This is a genomic window from Embleya sp. NPDC005575 (genome assembly GCF_040605455.1).
GTDB lineage: Bacteria > Actinomycetota > Actinomycetes > Streptomycetales > Streptomycetaceae > Embleya.
The window spans coordinates 85,266-102,705 of sequence record NZ_JBEXCV010000001.1; the positions used below are offsets into that span (position 1 = coordinate 85,266).

The window sequence follows — 17,440 nt, forward strand, 5'->3', positions numbered from 1 at the left end:
ACCGAAGCCATCCAGCCCGTCCGGCGCTTGAGGACAAACCGGGCCACAGCCCAACCCCGCCGACTACGGCAAGTGCCCACCCGCACGCGCCGCAACGACCGCCTCGACCCGATTGTGCGCCCCCAGCTTCCGCATCGCGGCCCGCAGGTAACTCTTGACCGTCTCCACCCCCAGCCCGAGCGCCTGCCCCACCTCCACATTGGTCCGCCCCACCGCAACCAACGCCAGCACATCCGTCTCCCGAGGCGTCAACCGCACCCCACGCGCCCCGCGAACCTCATCCGCAGGCCCGCCGGAGGCCCCCGCGCCGGCCGTCCGCGCCAACCGCCCGCACACCTCCCGCAACCGCTCCCCCAGCCCGGGATCCGTCGCAGCCCCGGCCAGCGCCAGCAAATCGGCGTACGCCAGCCGGATCTCCAACGCCGCCCACCCCGGCAACTCCGCCGCCTGCGCCATACGTTGCTCGACCTCGCGGGCAACCTCGATCTCGCGCCCGGCGTCCCGCGCGGCGTCGCAGGCCGACGTCAGGATCCCGTCGCCGAAGTCGGACGGCCGCCGCAGCGCCCCGTACAGCACCGCCGCCACCCCGCGCCCCGCCGGCAACGGCACCGGCACCGCGAACACCGCACGCACCCCCTCCGTGGTGACCGCGCGGTCGTACTCGTGGCTGATCGCCGACGCCGCGACATAGTCCACCACCCGAACCGGCCGCCGCGTGGTGATCGCCTTGCCGCCGACCCCGGTCCCGGCCACCACCGTGAGCCCCGCGAGCACGCGCGTCGAGGTCCCGCTCAGATACGAGATCACCAGCCGATCCCCCGCATCGGGACACGGACCGGCGAACGCGACGTCCACCCCGGTCCGCGCCCGAAACCGCTCGACCGCCCGACCCACCGGATCGCCGACCGAGCCCGCGTACCCGCTCATGCTTCCTCCGTACGTCCGGCCTGTGTCCGGCCCGGGACCGACCCGGGTTCGGCTCGCCTCCACCCGCCACGAGCCCCACGCCCCCGGCGCAAGGGCAACGTACTGCCGGGCCCCGCATCGCATCACCCCCATTCGGGGGTACACCACTCGCCGCCCCCGTCCACGCCCACCTACCGTCGCGACAGCAACGCAGCACCGCCCCCTCGCGCCCTCGGCACCCCCCACATCCCGACCAGGCAGGTGACCCGCGATGACCGCTTCCACGCCCCCGTCCCCGCAGCCCTCGGACGCCCCGGCCCCGAATCGCCTCGCCACCCGCCAGGGCGAACGCACGCCGCCGCTCCCGCACGAGACCATCGGCGCCAACCTGGCCCGAATCGCCGCCACCCACCCCGACCACGACGCCCTCGTCGAGTGCGCGAGCGGCCGGCGCTGGACGTACGCCGAGTTCGACGCCGCCGTCGACGACCTCGCCCGCGCCCTGATCGGCATCGGCATCGAGGCGGGCGACCGGGTCGGCATCTGGTCGCCCAACTGCGCCGAGTGGACCCTCGTCCAGTACGCCTCCGCCCGGGTCGGCGCGATCCTGGTCAACCTCAACCCGGCCTACCGGGTGCACGAGATCGAGTACGCGCTGACCCAATCCGGCACCAGACTGCTGGTCGCCGCGTCGCGCGTGAAGACCAGCGACTACCCGGCGATGGTCGCCGAGGTCCGCCCCGCCTGCCCCGACCTGGAACGCGTCGTACACATCGGCACCCAGGACTGGCCGGCGCTGGTCGCCGAGGGCACCGCGGTCTCGGTCGAACGGTTGCGCGCCCGCGAAGCCACGCTGCGTCCCGAGGATCCGATCAACATCCAGTACACCTCCGGGACCACCGGCTTCCCCAAGGGCGCGACCCTCTCGCACCGCAACATCCTGGGCAACGGCTTCCAGGTGGCCGAGACCCAGGGCTGGACGGCCGCCGACCGGGTCTGCCTGCCGGTGCCCTTCTACCACTGCTTCGGCATGGTGATGGGCAACCTCGGCGCGACCAGCCACGGCGCGTGCATGGTCGTCCCGGCCGCGCTGTTCGACCCGGCCGCCACGCTGCGCGCCGTGCACGAGGAACGCTGCACCGTCCTGTACGGCGTCCCGACCATGTTCATCGCCGAACTCGCGCTGCCCGACTTCGAGGCGGGCAAGTACGACCTCTCCACGCTACGCACCGGCGTGATGGCGGGCTCACCCTGCCCGATCGAGGTGATGAAGCGGGTGATCGACCGAATGGGCATGACCGAGGTGACCATCTGTTACGGCATGACCGAGACCTCGCCGGTGTCCACCCAGACCCGCCGCGACGACTCGCTGGAGCGCCGCGTCGGCACGGTCGGCCGAGTGCACCCGCACCTGGAGATCAAGGTGATCGACCCGACCACCGGCGCAACCGTGCCCGAGGGCACCCCCGGCGAATTCTGCACCCGGGGCTACTCGGTGATGCTCGGCTACTGGCGAGACCCCGAGCGCACCGCCGAGGTGATCGACACGGACGGCTGGATGCACACCGGCGACCTGGCCACGATGGACGCGGACGGCTACGTCTCGATCGTCGGCCGGATCAAGGACATGGTGATCCGCGGCGGCGAGAACGTCTATCCGCGCGAGATCGAGGAATTCCTGTACGGCCACCCGGACATCGAGGACGTCCAGGTCGTCGGCGTGCCCGACGAACGCTATGGCGAGGAACTGATGGCCTGGATCAAACTCCGCCCCGGCGCCCCCGAACTCACCGCAACCGATCTCCGCGACTTCTGCACAGGCCGCCTCGCCCACTACAAAATCCCCCGCTACGTCCACCTCGTCGAAACCTTCCCGATGACGGTGACCGGCAAAATCCGCAAAATCGAAATGCGCGAACGCTCCATCGAACTGCTCGACCGGGAACCCACCTGACCACCCCGGGAACTGACGCCCGCTCCGAAAGACGACGCGGCCCGGCCCCGAACCGGGCCGCCTCGGATCCCGGGCCGGATCCCGGGCCGACCGCCGCGCGATGGACCGGGGTATCCCGAGGTACGGCAACAGCCGGCCGTCGTGGTCGATCGTCCCGGCGTCGTGGACGGTGACGATGCCGCCGTGGTGGAGCGAGGCCAGGGTCCGGGCCTCGCGGGCGAACCGCCCTGCCGCCTCCGGGTACTGCACGACGCCGGTGACGAACTTGACGGCGACCCGCCGGTCGAGCGTGAGATCCAGCGCGTCCCAGACTTCCCCCAACCCGCCTCTGCCCAGGACGTGCTCCACGCGGTAGCGGGCCCCCGATGATCGTGCCCCCGCCCGTTATCGCCGTTATGGGCACCCGGTCGCACGGCATCGTGCTCGATCGCTCCGACGGGCCCGGCTCCCGGCGCCGCCGCCTGTTCACGCGTCGCGGCGGGTGAAGCGCAGGCCGCCGAGGAGGAGGGCCGCCGCCGTATATCCCGCGAGCAAGGTGATGCCTGGCCAAGGGCCTATGGGGAGTTGGTCGAGGTTGCGGGTGTAGGTCATGGCCAGGCCGGCAGTCGTGGGTGGGAGCTTTTCGAGGCGGTCGTGCCAGGTGGCGTCGGTGATGGTTTGCACGAGGAGGGGGAGGATGTAGAGGAGGGTCAGGAGCACGGTGACGGCGCCGGCCGTGTCGCGGACCGTGATGGCGACGCCGAAGGCCAGCAGGGCGATCAGGACCAGGTAGAGGACGGTGCCCGCAGCTGCGCGCAGGGTCGGGCCGTCGGTCGGGGACAGGGCGGGGTAGCCGTGCTCGGGGGTGAAGCCGTTGCCGGCCAGGATCGTGCGCCCCGCCCAGAGCGACCCGAGCACCGCGAGCGTGCTCGTGGCCGCGACCAACGTCACCAGCAGTAGTGCCTTGCCGGTGAGCAGCGTGAGTCGGCGTGGGAACGCGGTCAGCGATGTCTGGATCATCCCGGTGCCGTATTCGTTGCCGATCACCGACACCGCGAGCAGGACGACCGCGATCTGGCCGACCCGGACGCCGGTGAGGCTGTCCTTGGTGGTGTCCTCGAGGCAGCCGGCCGGCGTCGGGCAGTGTGCGGTGTGCATGGTCGCGGTGGTCAGCGCGCCGACCAGCACGGTGGCCACGATCAGGCCGAGCAGCAGCCATCCGGTCGAGCGCACCGTGCGCAGTTTGGTCCATTCGGCGTGCGCGGCGTTCTTCATGTGTCCCGCCGGTGCAGCAGCCATCCGGCGACGACCAGGGCCACCGCGGCGTAGCCGCACATCACGCCGAGCCCGGTCCATGGCCCGATCGTGCTGTCGTAGCGGTCGAACGTGCGCTGGATGGCGAACCCGGCCGCGGGGGTGAGCCGTTCCAGCCAGGTCGCGGTGGACACCGACAGACCGCCGCCGACGATGCGCGGGATCAGCAGCAGCGCGAGCACGATGGCGATCGCGGGGGCGGCTCGGCGCAGGATCGCACCGATCGCCAGCGCGAACATCGCGACCACCGCGAGCAGCGCGGCCGTGCCGATCAGCGCGCGCAGCACGTTGGGGTCGGAGAGCCCGGCCGGTATGCGGTTCTTCGAGCGTTCCACCGGGCCGGTGACCAGGAACGCGCCGAAGGTGCCGACCAGTCCGGCGACGAATGTGGCCGCGCCGATCACGATCGCCTTGGCGGCGAGCACCCGGCCGCGACGGGGCACGGCCGCGAACGTGGTGCGAATCGTGTCCCGGTGGAATTCGGCGGTGATCGACAACACGCCGAGTGCCACCACTGCGATCAGGCCGATCAGCACGCCGCCGAGCATCGTCTGGGTGCCGTCCTCGCCGAACCGGTCCGGGCCGATGTCGCCGATGCCGATCACCGTGAACGTGCCGCCGGCCTCGGTGAAGCCCGGCGGTGGGCCGGCGCCGGGGCGATCGAGCGCGGGGCCCGAAGGGCCGGTCGAGCCGTCCGGTCCGACCCGCTTGTGCCAGGTCCCGGCCGGCTGTTGCGGCTGCGCGGGGGTCAGGCTCACGTGGTCGAAGGTGGCCTTGCCGGTGGTGTTCTGCCCGGAGATGCCCTCGTTGCCGAACTGCCGCTCGACCTCGACGGCGTCCGGCGAGCCGACGTACAACCCGATCCGGGCGGTCGGCGGGAGCTTGCCCGGATCGACCCGGCCGACCCGGCGCCACGCGGTGCCGTCACTCGACTCGTACGCGGTGATCGTGTGACCGGCCCGGACCAGCTTGAGCCAGCGCGGCGCGGGTCCTCCGCCACCCGCCTGGTCGCGGTCGTATCCACTTTGCAGCCGGACCCCGTGGTCGGGGGTGACCACCACGGCCGCGTACGCCGCGCCGGGCGCGTCGCTCGCCCGGATCATCAGGCCCGCCTTGGCCAGACCGGCGCTGCGCTCCTGCGTGTTCACCCGGGCGACCAGCTCGCCGTCGCCCGTCAACTCGCGCTCGACGAATTGCCCGCCGTCCACGAAGTGCTCGGCGAGCTTGACCTTGCCGCCCGTACCGCCGCCCGCCACCTCCCGGGTGCCGCCGGAGCCGCCCGCGATCAGCAGGCCGACCAGCACGGTCAGCACGGCCGCCGAGATCAGCGTGAGCAGCCATCGGCGGACCGATCTGAGCTTGGTCCACTCGGCGAGCAGCAGTCGACCGAACGTGTCCCGCCCGCCGGTCAGCGGGCTGCGGTACGGCGTGATCGTGGGGGCGCTCATGCTCGCTCCTCGACCTCGGCGGCGCGGAAGTCGACCGCGTCCCGGGTGAGTTCCATGTATGCCTCCTCCAGCGAGGCACGGTGCTCGGCGATCCCGGAGAACGGCACGCCGTGCTCGGTGAGCAGCCCGATGATCCGCTCGGCCGACAAACCGGTGACGGTCAGCGCGTCGCGCTCGGTCGCGGCAACCGTCGCGCCGACCCCGGTCAGCACGGTCATCGCCTCGCGGCGCTGCGCGGTACGCAGCACGATCCGCCCGCCGGAGGCGACCGCGAGCAGCTCGCCGATACTCGTGTCGGCGATCAGTCGACCGCGACCGATCACCACGAGGTGGTCGGCGCTGTCCTCCAGTTCGCTCATCAGGTGGCTGGACACCAGCACCGCGCGACCCTCCGCGGCCAGTGAGCGCAGCAGCCCCCGGATCCACATCACCCCCTCGGGATCGAGGCCGTTGACCGGTTCGTCGAGCATCAGCATCGGCGGGTCGCCGAGCAGTGCGCCGGCGATGCCCAGCCGCTGCCGCATGCCGAGCGAGAAGCCGCCCGCGGGCCGGCGCGCCGCCGACGTCAGGCCCACGGTCTCCAGCACGTCGTCCACCCGGCGCGCGGGCAGGCCGTTGGAGTGCGCCATCCACAACAGGTGGTCGCGGGCCGGGCGGGCCGGATGCAGCGCCGCCGCGTCCAGCAGCGAGCCCAGTTCGCGCAGCGGTGTGCGCAGCGTGTGGTACTGCCGGCCGCCGACGAGCGCGGAGCCGTCGTCGGGGCGATCCAAGCCGAGGATGATCCGCATGGTCGTGGACTTGCCGGCGCCGTTGGGTCCGACGAAGCCGGTGACCTGGCCCGGCTCGACGGTGAACGACAGCCCGTCGACGGCGGTATGCGGACCGTAGCGCTTGCGCAGGCCGCGCACTTCGATGGTTGCTTCCATGTCCACGAGGCTATGAATTCGGCCGGCCCCGGGGCATCACGCGGGCGAGCCAACTTGGCCTCCCCGCGTGGGGGGAAGCCCTGGGACGGTCTCCCCGATGCGGGGGAGACGGATTCCCCGGCCCGGGGGAAGCCGGCCGCGGGGCCCGACCGAGACAATGGCGCCATGAAGCACAGCGATCCGATCCCGGGCCGCGTCCCCGACCTCGATCGGTGGCGCGGCGAGTCGCTGTGGCGCACCCGAGCGGGGCGCGCACAACCCTGGCGAACACAACCCTGGCGAACACAGCCGTGGCGCGCGCAACCGTGGCGCCGAGAAACCCTGTTGTTCTCCTTCGGCGCGGGGGTGGCGCTCGCCCTGTTCTCGCTGCCGGAGACGGTGGTCCGCACCGCACCGCGCTCCGGCCAGGCGGCGGGCACGTTGTCGATCGCACTGATCCTGGGTCTGTGCGCGACGGTGCCGTTGGTGTTCGCGCCGCGCCGGCCGGCGACGGTCGCGCTGACGGTGACCGCGGCGGCGGTGCCCACCGGCGTGCTCTACCAGGGTGTCCCCGTCGCCGCGTCGATCGCGACGCTCGCCGCGTGGGCTGCGCTGGTGCGGATACGGGTGCGCGGCGCCCGCACCCGTACCGCCGAGCGGGACGCCTCCCGGCACGCGATCGAGAGCACCCTGCTCGAATTCACCGCACGCGGCGAACGGGCCAGGATCGCCCGGGAGTTGCACGACGTGGTCGCACACCACATCTCGATGATCTCGGTGCAGGCCGAGACCGCCCGCCTGACCACTGCGGGGATGCCGAAGGAGGGCGCCGAACGGCTGCTCGCGATCGGCGACACGGCCCGCACCGCGCTGACCGAGATGCGCCGCCTGCTCGGGGTGCTGCGCGAGGACGCCGGCGCCGAGCCGACCCGCCGGCCACAACCCGGCCTCCAGCAACTGCTCGATCTGATCGACGAGTCCAGGGACTTCGCCGGCGCGGGCATGCGGCTGATCGTGCACGGGCGGATCGCCGTGCTCGATCCGGGCGTCGAGCTCGCGGCCTATCGCATCGTCCAGGAGTCGTTGACCAACGCTCGCCGCCACGCACCCGGAGCCGCAGTGGACGTGCTGCTCGACTACTCCGACGAAGACCTGTTGCTGGTCCGCGTGCGCGACAACGGGCCGGGCCCGCGCACCGGCGCCGGCTCGGGCGGGCACGGCCTGCCGGGCATGCGCGAGCGCGCCGCGAGCGTGGGCGGCGAGGTGTGCGCCGGGGCGACTCCGATGGGCGGCTTCCTGGTCGAGGCCACGCTCCCGGCCCCCCGACCGACGGGCATCGGTGGGCCGGCGGCCACCGGCGGCATACCGGGCGCCGGTGGGCTCACCGGCACCGGGAGCACGGGGTGAGCGGGCAGGCGACGTTGCGGATCGTGGTGGCCGACGACCAGGAGGTGGTCCGGGCCGGTTTCGCCGCACTCCTGGACACCCAACCGGACTTCGTCGTGGTCGGCACCGCCGCGGACGGTGCGGAGGCGATCGTGCGCTGCCGCGAGCAGCGGCCCGACATCGTGGTGATGGACGTGCGGATGCCGGTCATGGACGGCATCGAGGCGACCCGGCTCATCCGCACCGGCGGCACCGACGGCGAGCCGCCCCGAATCCTCATGTTGACCACGTTCGACCTCGACGAGCACGTCTACGACGCGCTGGTCGCGGGTGCCGGCGGGTTCCTGATCAAGGACGTGACCGCCGAACGCCTCTTCGACGCGGTGCGCGTGGTGGCCGCCGGCGAGGCGCTCCTCGCGCCGAGCGTCACCCGCCGGCTGATCGGCGAGTTCACCCGTCTGCGACCGCGCCCGGCCCCGGCCGGTCTGGCGGACCTCACCCCCCGGGAGGTCGACGTGCTGCGCCTGGTCGCCGAGGGCCTGTCGAACGCCGAGATCGCCGCGCGCCTGGTGGTCGGCGAGGAGACGGTCAAGTCGCACGTGAGCCGGGTGTTGCGCCGACTGGGCCTGCGCGACCGGGTCCAGGCGGTGGTCATCGCGTACGAATCGGGCCTGGTCGTACCGCGCACCGGCAGCCGCTGAACCCACCGGCCCCGCGGCGCTCGCGGCCCGCCGCACCCGCGCGAACCCGGCTCGGGGCGGCGTCGGCGAGTCCGAGTGCGTGTCCGGCGCCCGCCGGGAGATCATCGAAGGATGAATACGACAGTGCACCTCGCCCAGCAGGCCGAGGCGGACGAATTGCTCGGACGCAGTGCGTTGGCGGCGCTGGTCGGCATGCTCCTGGATCAGCAGATCCCGATGGAATGGGCCTTCGCCGGCCCATACACGATCTCCCAACGCCTGGGCCGCACCGACCTGGACGCGCACGAGATCGCCGAGTACGACCCGGACGGATTCGCCGAACTCCTGTCCGGCAAGCCTGCCGTGCACCGTTATCCCGGGTCGATGGCCAACCGCGTGCAGCAGTTGTGCCGATACCTGGTCGAGCACTACGACGGCGAGGCGGGCGCGGTGTGGGCCGACGCGGCGACCGGCACGGAGTTGCTCAAGCGTCTCCAGGAGTTGCCTGGCTTCGGGAAGCAGAAGGCACAGATCTTCCTGGCCCTGCTCGGCAAGCAGTACGGCGTGACCCCGAAGGGTTGGCGCGAGGCGGCCGGCGGCTACGGCGAGGTCGGCTCGTATCGGTCGGTGGCCGACATCACCGGCCCCGAGTCGTTGGCCAAGGTTCGCGCGTACAAGCAGGAGGCCAAGCGCGCGGCCAAGGCCGCCGAGGCGGCGAAAAACTCCTGACCGACCCGATGCCGTGGCCGGGCCCTCCACCGCCTCCCGACCACGACACCGTCCGGGAGGCCACGCACGCAGCCGTCGGCCGCAGCCAAAGCCCGCCACCACTGTCAGTCCCACACCCGACACCAACCCGGGCCCGGCCCTGAGCCCCGGCCCTGGCCTGCGGCCCCCGGCCCCCGGCCCCCGGACCGTGACGCACCGGCCGCGAGCCCTCGCCCCACCACCGATCACGAACCCGGCATCGCCCCGGCCGCCCCGGCCACCGTCGAATCCGCCGCCGAGGCCACCGAGGCTCCCAAAGCCGCCGGCGTCCCGGAAGTCCCCGCGGTCCCCGCGGTCCCGGAGGTCCTCGAAGCCCCGGCAGTCCCCGAAGCCCCAGCCCCCGCGCCCCGCCCCGGCCGCGGCAAGAACAGCGCCGCCGTCGCGGTGAGCAAGGTCGCCGCGCCCAGGATGTACCAGGCCCGGTCGTACCCGTCGAGCGTGGCCGGCGCACCCACCGCCGCGACGAACACCGCGACGCCGAGCGCCGCGCCGACCTGACGCAGCATGGTGATCACTCCCGAGCCGGTGGCGAACCGGTCCGGGGTCAGTGCGCCGGTCGCGGTGGCGATCAGCGTGGGCAGAATCAGGCCGACACCGATCCCGGTGAGGATCGAGCCGGGCAGCAGGTCGCTCGCGTAGTGCGCGTGCGGTTCGAGCCGGGCGATCCACCACCCCAGACCCGCGCTGAACGAGAGTCCGCCGACCACGACCAACGGTCCGGGTCCGAAGCGGGCCACGTAGCGGCCGGCCACAATGCTCACGAACGGCACGCACAGCGGTCCGGGCACGGTGCCCAGCCCGGTGCGCAGCGCGCTCCAGCCCCACACGGTCTGCATCCACATCGTGCCGGAGATCAGCATCCCGGCGAACGCGATCCCGAACAGGATGTTGGCGATGCCCGAGACCGCATAGGTGCGGTTGCGCACCAGTGCGCCCTCGACCACCGGGCGCGGATGGCGCCCGTTGCGCAGCAGGAAGCCGGCCACGAACATCAGGGTGAGCACCCAGACGCCCACCGTACGACCGGACGACCAGCCCCAGTCCGGCGCGCGCACCACACCCAGCGACAGCGCGCCGATCGCCACGGTCAACAATGCGGCGCCGAGCAGGTCGGGCAGCGGCCCCCGGTCGGTGGGCGCCGGGTCGGGCAGCCGACGCGCGCCGAGTACCAGCGTGAACACGCCGATCGGCAGGTTGACCAGGAAGACCCAGCGCCAACCGGGTTCGAGCAGCAGCCCGCCCAGGATCGGACCGAGGGCTGCGGCGAGTCCGCCGATCGCGGCCCACGCACGGATCACCGCGCCGCGCCGCTCGGCCGGATAGGAGGTGAGCAGCAGGCCGAGCGACGCGGGCATCAGCAGCGCGGCGCCGACCGCCTGGGCGAGGCGGGCGATCACCAGCACCGCGAGCGTGGGCGACGCGGCGCACAGCGCGGAAGCCACGGTGAACACCGCGATTCCGGCCAGAAACGCACGCCGGTGGCCGATCCGGTCGGACAGGCGGCCGGCCGGTACCAGGAGCGCGGCGAATACCACGGTGTAGGCGTTGAGCACCCAGGACAGGTCGGCGAGCGAGGCGTCGGACCAGGTCTCGGCCAGCGACGGCATCGCCACGTTGACGATGAACAGGTCGAGATTGACGAGCACGACGCCCGCGCAGACCAGGACTGCGGCGAGCGCGCGTGGCGGGTGATCCGGATCGGTGCTGGCCATGACGGCGCGGCCTCTCGGTCGAGTTCTGTGACGAAACTCAAAGTAGGGCTCGTAAGTTCTATAATGCAACTTACTGAGTTCCATGAAAGGACTCACCCGTTAGGATGACGCCATGCGTCGGAAGAGTTTCCAGGAGATGCCCTGCTCGGTCGCCCAGTTCCTGGAGGTGGCCGGAGAGTGGTGGACGATGCTGATCGTGCGGGACGCCTTCTTGGGCGTGACCCGCTTCGACGACTTCCACGAGCGGCTGGGCATCTCCCGCAACGTGCTCACCCAGCGGCTGGAACACCTGATCGAACACGGCGTCCTGGTCCGCGAGGCGTACCAGGACAAGCCGGCACGCTACGACTACCGACTGACCGACAAAGGCCGCACGCTGTGGCCGGTCCTCAACGCGATGCGTCAGTGGGGCGACCAGTGGGCCGCGCCGGACGGGCCGCCGCTGATCGTCACGCACGCCAACTGCGGCCAACCCTCCACGGCCGTACACGTCTGCTCACACTGCGGGGAACCGCTGACCTCGCACGACCTGCGCGCCTCGGCCGGCCCCGGCGCCCGGGGCAGCCTCCTCGACGGCCTGCCCCGCCGAGCCACGCCCAGCGCCTGAAGCGACACCCGGCACCCGAAGCAGCACCCGCACCCGAGCGACGGCCGAAGCGGTGCCCGGCACCCGAGCGACGCCCGCCGGCCGAAGTGATGCCCGGCACCCGAAAGCCGGCGGACCACAAGCCGCCCCACACCCGAGAAGCCGACGCCGGCAAGCGCCGGCCGAGCGATCACAGCCCGGCCGGCATTCAAGCCGAATACCCGAAGGTCAGAGCTCCGGCGGAGCCGGCGGCGCCGCCGGCAAAACGGTGAACCCGAGCTTCGTCAGCGCCCGCGAGACCTCCGCCGCGCTGAAATCACGCGGAAGTTGTCCCGTGATCACCGATCCCACCTGCTTGACCGGATAGGTACGGCGCCCGATACGGACCGATTCGCCGGTGATCGGGTCGGGCTTGACCCCGCTCATCGCACGCTCCACCTCGTTCATCTGCAGGTGGAAGGACTGGCCAGCGATCGTGCAGCGCATATTGCCTCAGCAAAGGAAGGGGTGAGTGCTACCGGTGTGGCAAGTCTTGCGCAGTCCCGGCCGCAAGCACAGTCCACGACCGCCGTCCGAGGGCCGGCCGGGTAATACGGGGTGATATGTCACATCGTGTCGGGTCGGGTTCCAGCCTCGTACACCCATCCGGCAAAAGCGGAATGACTCGTTCCACCGCAGACAACCCCTACCGTCGTCTGTCACCCTGCTCCGGGCAGTGACCAACCGTCGACCATCCGGAGTTACCTCGGGGAGGACGAACGTGAACAGGCTCCCGAACGCGCCCGTCACCACAAAGGTCGCGTCCCCACCGCTAAAGGTCGCGTCGACACCGTTGTGGGCGGAGTTCGGCCGCACACTGCGGACCCGGCGCCGCCTGGCGGGAATGACGCAGCAGCAGCTCGGACTACGCGTCGGCTACCACCACAGCCTGATCAGCAAGCTGGAGGCCGGCCTGCGCGAGCCGCCCGCCGGCCTACCACGCCGACTCGACGATCTCCTGGACACCGGCGGGGACCTGTCCGCGCTGTTGACGAGCCGATCGATCCCGCCACCCGCCCTGCACCGCACCCACTTCTCGGTGATCCCCGGCGGCGAGGCGCCCGCCGGCCTGGCGCCGCTGGCCGACCGGTTCTGGCCCGATCGGCTGCCCTACCACGGGCTGCCCTGCCCGCTGCACGGCAAGGACGGCTGCCACGAGTGCGAGGTGCCGCCGTACGCCGACGCGCTCACCATCCTGGGCGGCATCGACGGGAACAACCCCGCCGGCGTCGATCCCGACGTCGTACACGTGCTCACGGCCCTGCTCGGCGGCTACACCCAGGCCGGTCTGCACGGCGGCGCCACCACCGGGCTGGTCGGCTCGGTCGAGTACGTGCTCCGCCGGATCGTCAGTTGGGCCGAATCGCTCAACGCGCACGGCCGTTCGCCGCACGCGCAGTTGCGCTTGGCCGCCGACTACGCCCAGTTGGCCGGTCGGTTCCGGATGCAGCAGGGGCAGAGCGTGATCGGCATGGCCTGGTACGACCGTGGGCTCAACTGGGCCGACGTGTGCGAGAGCGCGGGCGCCCGCGCGTCGTTGCTCGGCGACGTGTGCTCGCTGGCCCGGCTGGACGGCGACGCGGCGGCGGCGCTGGCCTACGCCCGCGCGCTGGAGGCGGTGGATCCCGATCGGGCCTGGATCACCACGCTGGCCCAGCTGTACCAGGCGCGCGGCCACGCGCTCGACGGCGACATCGCCGAGTGCCGCCGGCGCATCACCACCGCACACCGACACGTGAATCGCTTCGACGAACGCGACCGGGACGAGGCGCCGTGGTTGACCGGCTTGGCCGGCCGCCTGCGGATGGAGGCCACCATCGGCGGCGCATTGCGCGACCTGGCCGCGCGCACCGGCGACCTCCCCTCGGCGCGCTCGGCGGTCCGGTCGGTGCAGGCAGCGCTCGACCTGCTGCCGGTGTCGATGCGACCGGCGCGGGTGTTGCTCACCGTGCGCCTGGCGGACGCGCTCGCGTGCGCCGGCCAACCGGACGCGGCGGTGCTCGCCGCCGCGCCGGTGGTGCACGAGGCGGCGGGCCTGGGCACGGCCACCACCAATCGGGAACTACTGAGCCTGCGCCGACGTCTGAGTCGGCATTGGAGCGATCTGCCCGAGGTCCGCGACCTGTTGGAGCAGATGCCCGGTCACTGAGAGGCGGATCGGTGCGGCTCCCGGGGTCGTCGGACAATCCCGGAGCGGGCACCGAAAACCAGCGAACGGCCGCCCGATCGGTTGACCCGGCACTCCTGCGACTCCCGGGATCTGCTCGGCGTTTGCCAGAATTTGCCGGCCGTTGCCGATCACTTCACCAAGTCCCCACCCCCGTGTGAGTGTTTCGCTCGCTCGGGCACGAACCCGGCCTGCACGGTCGCCCGCGTCGCTCACAAGGCGTACGCGGCGCACGCCGGCGTCGTGGTCGAGGCCTGCCTTCCGCCCAAGGAGCCTCGATGAATCGCAGAACGACCACGGCCGGGACCGTCCTGGCCATGCTCGCCGGTTTGGCGATCGGCGCGGCCGGATCTTCGGCCGCCGCCGACCCGGCGGCCGCAAGCGGCCTGGACAGTCTCGCCAAGGGGCCCGACGAGCAGTACGAACGCCAGGTCGCGACCCCGTGGGTCGACGACCTCGTGGGACGGCCTACCGGGTATCACACCGTGACGGGGTCGGTCGATCGCGTCACGGCCGATCGCACGGGGTGCCGCCGCCGGTGCCGCCGGCCGGTGCCGGCAGGATGCCGGAATGACCACGAATCCCGACCATTGCGACTTCGCCGGGCCCGGGCCCGGACCCGAGTGCGCGCCCACTTCCTGGCCGGTCTCGCTTCCCGCCGACCTGCTTGCGGCGAAGTCCTTGGTCTACGACCCGAACGGGTTCGTGTGCTCGACGCCGGTGGCCGAGCCGGAGAGCGCGGAGTACGGGGCCCACGTGTTCACCGTCGACGGCGCCGAGGTGCGCTTCCGGGTCGCCGGGACCACGCCGACCAAGGTCGGCCAGTTCGTCACGCTGTGGCAGCGCTCGGCCGCCGGCCCGATCGAGCCGCTCGCCGCCGAGGATCCGCTCGACCTGGTGGTGATCAGCTCCCGGCAGGGCGAACACTTCGGGCAGTTCGTCTTTCCGAAGGCCGTCCTGCGCGAGCGCGGCATCCTCTCGGTGCACGGCAGCGGCGGCAAACGCGGCTTCCGCGTGTATCCGCCGTGGGTGAGCACCACCAACCGGCAGGCCGACCGGACCCGGGCCTGGCAGCTGGACCACTTCCTCACCATCACGCGGGATGTGCCGCCGGAGCCGGCCCGCAGCCGGGCGCTGTACCACCCGCACGACGGGCGGTAGCCGTCCCGGGCCCCGGGTCAGGGGGCTTTCGGGGCTGCGGGAGCCGGCGGAGCTCCCCCGCATGCGGCCCGGAGCCGGACCAGCGTCGTGCGCATGCCGTGGCGATTGCGCGCGGCACGGTGCGCGGGCGGGGTCCCGGTGAAGACCAGGCCGAGCAGTTCGGCGACCCGCCTACGCCAACCGTCGCGGCGCAGGTCGTTCCAGTACTCGGTGACCAGCGTCCCCTCCTCCGTCGGCGTCAGGCGATAGCCCCAGCGGGCGATCGGCAGGCCGAACGAGGTGACGTCGAAGGCGAACTCCCGGCCCGGGTCGGCGGTCACGATCCGGCACGTGGTGAACCAGACCCATGGACCTCGGCGGTTGAAGCCGACAAAGTTCCGGCCGCGCGGCCAGATCGCGAAGACTTCCGGACTCCAGTCCTTGGTCCGCCGCACATCGGCGACCACAGCGTAGACCGCCTCCGGTGGGAAAGGCACGGTCAGCGATTCCTCGATCTCCCAGACGCGCCCGCTCGTCGCCACCGGTTCGGGTTCGGGTCCGTGCTCATGAGGCTTCATGCGCGACACGCTAACACCATATGCAACGCAACGTCGCGTTGTATTTCGAGTAGGCTTCCCCGCATGAACAACGAGCAGCACACGGCGGGTGCCGGCGGCACGGGTGCCGGCGGCGCAGGCAGCGGTGACACGGGCAACGGTTCGGGTAACCGCGCCTCAGGCGACGGCACCCGCGGGAGCGGTGGGCGCGACGGGCGTGGGCCGCGCAAGTCGCGGGAGATCTTCGACGCCACGTTGGACCTCCTCGCGGACAAGGGGTACGAGGGACTGACCGTCGAGGGTGTCGCCGAGCGGTCCGGGGTCAACAAGACCACGATCTACCGCTGGTGGCCGTCCAAGGGTGCGCTCCTGGGCGCCGCGCTCACCGGCACCGGTCGGCTCGACTTCCCGCTGCCCGACACCGGCAGCCTCCGCGGCGACCTCACCGCCCTGATGAGCAAAATCGTCGCGCTGCTCACCACCGCGCCCACGGCCGACATCGCCGTCGCCACCCTCGGCGCGGTCACCCACAGTCCCGAACTGGCCGAGCACACACGGGCGTTCTTCACCGACCGACTGGCCCGCGAACAACCCCTCTTCGATCGGGCCGTCGCCCGAGGCGAACTTGCCCCGGACGCCGACCCGATGCTCATGATGGACCTCCTCGCCGGCGCCGCCTGGCTGCACCTGGTCTTCCGCCGGCTCCCGGCCGACGCGAACTTCGCGGCCCGCACGGTGGACATCGTCCTCGACGGTGCCGCCACCGCCTCGGGCGCACGCCGCACTGCGGCGAAAGCGACCCGGTAGTCCCACGGGGGCGCGGAGCAAAGTGGTCGGGGCATGCAGGCGTTGGATGGCCGACCACAGTCGGTCACCGCCGGCTGGGTTCCTCGGTAACCGATGGCAGTTGATGAGGCGATCACACCGGCACCGAGGCCGGGCTGTCCCGCCTCGGGATGGAACCTGTCTCGGTGGGGCTACTCGGCAGCCGGGACCAAGTTGCCCATCACCGGATTCGTCGGGCCGTCAGGCGGGCACACCGAGTTGCGGAACAGTACGCGGCACTCCTCCGGCTCGCCGTATCGCCACTCGAAGGGACCCGGCCGTCGCCCGCCATCGGGTGCCACTGTCGTCCCGACGATCTTGACGTTCAGCGGGACCGGTTCGTTCGGAGTGATCCCCGCATAGCCGGCCTTGTCCACGAGACCGACACCCACCAGTCGGTTCGTCTCCTTCTCCCGCAGTTCCACCGTCGATCCGGGTGGCCCGAACGCGGCCCAGGCGCTCCTACCCAGGCGCATCACCAGCGACGCGGGCTCTTCGACGCGCCCGGATGCCACCGCGGGATGGCTGACCGAGCCGTGGCTGGTGTTCAGAAAGTCGACGGCGTCGTTGCCTCGGATGATCCGCAGGATCACCCCCGATCCGCCGGTCGCGAACTCCCCTTGCCACATGATCCGGAAACTCAGATCGTCACTTCCATGCGCCCAGTAGTCCACCTGACACGCGGCGCGTCCCACCAGATCGCTCACCTGGTGTCCGTCCTCGCGTACATAATCGTCGACCGCTCGCTGGAGCTTGTCCGCGAGGGCACCGGTGGGCTCGTCGCGGAAGCCGGCCTTGTCTTCGGCGCAGTTGCGCCACGACGACCCGTTGTCGTTCGCCGGCGCGTCGTTGCCGTGCGTGTTCCCGTAGGACGTGAACACGATCCCGCCGGTGACCGCGAGGGTCGCCAGGCTCGCAGCGCACACCGCCACGGTTCGCCGGCGGGCGCGGCCGACCTCACGCCGCAGCCGCCCATAGGCCGCGGGGTCCGAAGCGACCGTGTCCGCGTGCACCCGCAACGCAGCCGTCAAGCGGGCCACGAGCGGGTCGTCGTGCGTGCCGTCGTCCATGTCA

16 protein-coding genes are annotated in these 17,440 nt (G+C 71.8%); 8 read left to right on the forward strand and 8 right to left on the reverse strand.

The genetic code is table 11. From position 1 onward, the window contains the following. Positions 1–63 precede the first annotated feature (63 nt). On the reverse strand, positions 64–927 hold the full coding sequence (locus tag ABZS54_RS00350; RefSeq protein WP_355528835.1) for a helix-turn-helix transcriptional regulator: 864 nt from the start codon (positions 925–927) through the stop codon (positions 64–66). 250 nt (positions 928–1,177) lie between these two features. On the opposite strand from ABZS54_RS00350, the gene ABZS54_RS00355 reads away from it, so the two are divergent. Then, a complete protein-coding gene (locus tag ABZS54_RS00355) occupies positions 1,178–2,860 on the forward strand; it encodes an AMP-binding protein (protein ID WP_355528838.1) in 1,683 nt (560 codons plus the stop codon). Between the two features lie 465 nt (positions 2,861–3,325). Here ABZS54_RS00355 and ABZS54_RS00360 read toward each other — a convergent pair whose 3' ends face one another. From ABZS54_RS00360 to ABZS54_RS00370, 3 genes are read right to left on the reverse strand one after another with little or no spacing between them, the layout of a single operon-like run. After that, positions 3,326–4,138: an ABC transporter permease gene (locus ABZS54_RS00360; protein WP_355528841.1), complete on the reverse strand. Its 813-nt coding sequence runs from the start codon at positions 4,136–4,138 to the stop codon at positions 3,326–3,328. Next, on the reverse strand, positions 4,111–5,601 hold the full coding sequence (locus ABZS54_RS00365; protein ID WP_355528844.1) for an ABC transporter permease subunit: 1,491 nt from the start codon (positions 5,599–5,601) through the stop codon (positions 4,111–4,113). Before ABZS54_RS00365 ends, ABZS54_RS00360 begins: the two co-directional genes overlap by 28 nt. Beyond that, on the reverse strand, positions 5,598–6,527 hold the full coding sequence (locus tag ABZS54_RS00370) for an ATP-binding cassette domain-containing protein (RefSeq protein WP_355528847.1): 930 nt from the start codon (positions 6,525–6,527) through the stop codon (positions 5,598–5,600). The genes ABZS54_RS00365 and ABZS54_RS00370 overlap by 4 nt, the downstream gene beginning before the upstream one ends. Before the next feature lie 165 nt (positions 6,528–6,692). On the opposite strand from ABZS54_RS00370, the gene ABZS54_RS00375 reads away from it, so the two are divergent. The 3 genes from ABZS54_RS00375 (at position 6,693) to ABZS54_RS00385 (ending at position 9,301) form a co-directional block, all read left to right on the forward strand. Further along, positions 6,693–7,913 carry a sensor histidine kinase gene (locus ABZS54_RS00375; RefSeq protein ID WP_355528850.1) on the forward strand — a complete coding sequence of 407 codons (1,221 nt, stop codon included), beginning with the start codon at positions 6,693–6,695 and terminating at the stop codon, positions 7,911–7,913. Then, positions 7,910–8,593 carry a response regulator transcription factor gene (locus ABZS54_RS00380; RefSeq protein WP_355528853.1) on the forward strand — a complete coding sequence of 228 codons (684 nt, stop codon included), beginning with the start codon at positions 7,910–7,912 and terminating at the stop codon, positions 8,591–8,593. Before ABZS54_RS00375 ends, ABZS54_RS00380 begins: the two co-directional genes overlap by 4 nt. A gap of 111 nt (positions 8,594–8,704) precedes the next feature. Further along, positions 8,705–9,301 (forward strand): HhH-GPD-type base excision DNA repair protein, encoded by a 597-nt coding sequence (locus ABZS54_RS00385; RefSeq protein WP_355528856.1) that lies wholly within the window; start codon positions 8,705–8,707, stop codon positions 9,299–9,301. 224 nt (positions 9,302–9,525) lie between these two features. Here ABZS54_RS00385 and ABZS54_RS00390 read toward each other — a convergent pair whose 3' ends face one another. After that, positions 9,526–11,052 (reverse strand): DHA2 family efflux MFS transporter permease subunit, encoded by a 1,527-nt coding sequence (locus tag ABZS54_RS00390; protein WP_355528859.1) that lies wholly within the window; start codon positions 11,050–11,052, stop codon positions 9,526–9,528. Positions 11,053–11,164: 112 nt separating this feature from the next. Here ABZS54_RS00390 and ABZS54_RS00395 point away from each other — a divergent pair, with 112 nt between their 5' ends. Beyond that, positions 11,165–11,659, forward strand: coding sequence for a helix-turn-helix domain-containing protein (locus ABZS54_RS00395; RefSeq protein WP_355528862.1), 495 nt, complete (start codon positions 11,165–11,167; stop codon positions 11,657–11,659). A gap of 207 nt (positions 11,660–11,866) precedes the next feature. On the opposite strand, the gene ABZS54_RS00400 is transcribed toward ABZS54_RS00395, so the two are convergent. Further along, positions 11,867–12,124 carry an SCO5918 family protein gene (locus ABZS54_RS00400; protein ID WP_355528865.1) on the reverse strand — a complete coding sequence of 86 codons (258 nt, stop codon included), beginning with the start codon at positions 12,122–12,124 and terminating at the stop codon, positions 11,867–11,869. Positions 12,125–12,398: 274 nt separating this feature from the next. Here ABZS54_RS00400 and ABZS54_RS00405 point away from each other — a divergent pair, with 274 nt between their 5' ends. Both ABZS54_RS00405 and ABZS54_RS00410 read left to right on the forward strand, forming a co-directional pair. Continuing rightward, a complete protein-coding gene (locus tag ABZS54_RS00405) occupies positions 12,399–13,826 on the forward strand; it encodes a helix-turn-helix transcriptional regulator (RefSeq protein WP_355528868.1) in 1,428 nt (475 codons plus the stop codon). 588 nt (positions 13,827–14,414) lie between these two features. Then, a complete protein-coding gene (locus tag ABZS54_RS00410; RefSeq protein ID WP_355528871.1) occupies positions 14,415–15,005 on the forward strand; it encodes a MepB family protein in 591 nt (196 codons plus the stop codon). 17 nt (positions 15,006–15,022) lie between these two features. Here the strand turns inward: ABZS54_RS00410 and ABZS54_RS00415 are convergent, their stop codons facing one another. After that, entirely contained in the window at positions 15,023–15,562 is a 540-nt protein-coding gene (locus ABZS54_RS00415) for an SRPBCC family protein (protein ID WP_355528874.1), read from the reverse strand. Between the two features lie 63 nt (positions 15,563–15,625). Between ABZS54_RS00415 and ABZS54_RS00420 the strand changes: the two genes are divergently transcribed. Then, positions 15,626–16,348, forward strand: a complete 723-nt coding sequence (locus ABZS54_RS00420; RefSeq protein ID WP_355528877.1) for a TetR/AcrR family transcriptional regulator — start codon at positions 15,626–15,628, stop codon at positions 16,346–16,348. A gap of 170 nt (positions 16,349–16,518) precedes the next feature. Here the strand turns inward: ABZS54_RS00420 and ABZS54_RS00425 are convergent, their stop codons facing one another. Then, a complete protein-coding gene (locus tag ABZS54_RS00425) occupies positions 16,519–17,436 on the reverse strand; it encodes a hypothetical protein (protein WP_355528880.1) in 918 nt (305 codons plus the stop codon). Positions 17,437–17,440 lie beyond the last annotated feature (4 nt).

Bases quoted from the DNA above. Each gene is read 5' to 3' on its own strand.
- ABZS54_RS00350 (WP_355528835.1), bottom strand. From the start codon at position 927: ATGAGCGGGTACGCGGGCTCGGTCGGCGATCCGGTGGGTCGGGCGGTC.
- ABZS54_RS00355 (WP_355528838.1), top strand. From the start codon at position 1,178: ATGACCGCTTCCACGCCCCCGTCCCCGCAGCCCTCGGACGCCCCGGCC.
- ABZS54_RS00360 (WP_355528841.1), bottom strand. From the start codon at position 4,138: ATGGCTGCTGCACCGGCGGGACACATGAAGAACGCCGCGCACGCCGAA.
- ABZS54_RS00365 (WP_355528844.1), bottom strand. From the start codon at position 5,601: ATGAGCGCCCCCACGATCACGCCGTACCGCAGCCCGCTGACCGGCGGG.
- ABZS54_RS00370 (WP_355528847.1), bottom strand. From the start codon at position 6,527: ATGGAAGCAACCATCGAAGTGCGCGGCCTGCGCAAGCGCTACGGTCCG.
- ABZS54_RS00375 (WP_355528850.1), top strand. From the start codon at position 6,693: ATGAAGCACAGCGATCCGATCCCGGGCCGCGTCCCCGACCTCGATCGG.
- ABZS54_RS00385 (WP_355528856.1), top strand. From the start codon at position 8,705: ATGAATACGACAGTGCACCTCGCCCAGCAGGCCGAGGCGGACGAATTG.
- ABZS54_RS00390 (WP_355528859.1), bottom strand. From the start codon at position 11,052: ATGGCCAGCACCGATCCGGATCACCCGCCACGCGCGCTCGCCGCAGTC.
- ABZS54_RS00395 (WP_355528862.1), top strand. From the start codon at position 11,165: ATGCGTCGGAAGAGTTTCCAGGAGATGCCCTGCTCGGTCGCCCAGTTC.
- ABZS54_RS00400 (WP_355528865.1), bottom strand. From the start codon at position 12,124: ATGCGCTGCACGATCGCTGGCCAGTCCTTCCACCTGCAGATGAACGAG.
- ABZS54_RS00410 (WP_355528871.1), top strand. From the start codon at position 14,415: ATGACCACGAATCCCGACCATTGCGACTTCGCCGGGCCCGGGCCCGGA.
- ABZS54_RS00415 (WP_355528874.1), bottom strand. From the start codon at position 15,562: ATGAAGCCTCATGAGCACGGACCCGAACCCGAACCGGTGGCGACGAGC.
- ABZS54_RS00420 (WP_355528877.1), top strand. From the start codon at position 15,626: ATGAACAACGAGCAGCACACGGCGGGTGCCGGCGGCACGGGTGCCGGC.
- ABZS54_RS00425 (WP_355528880.1), bottom strand. From the start codon at position 17,436: ATGGACGACGGCACGCACGACGACCCGCTCGTGGCCCGCTTGACGGCT.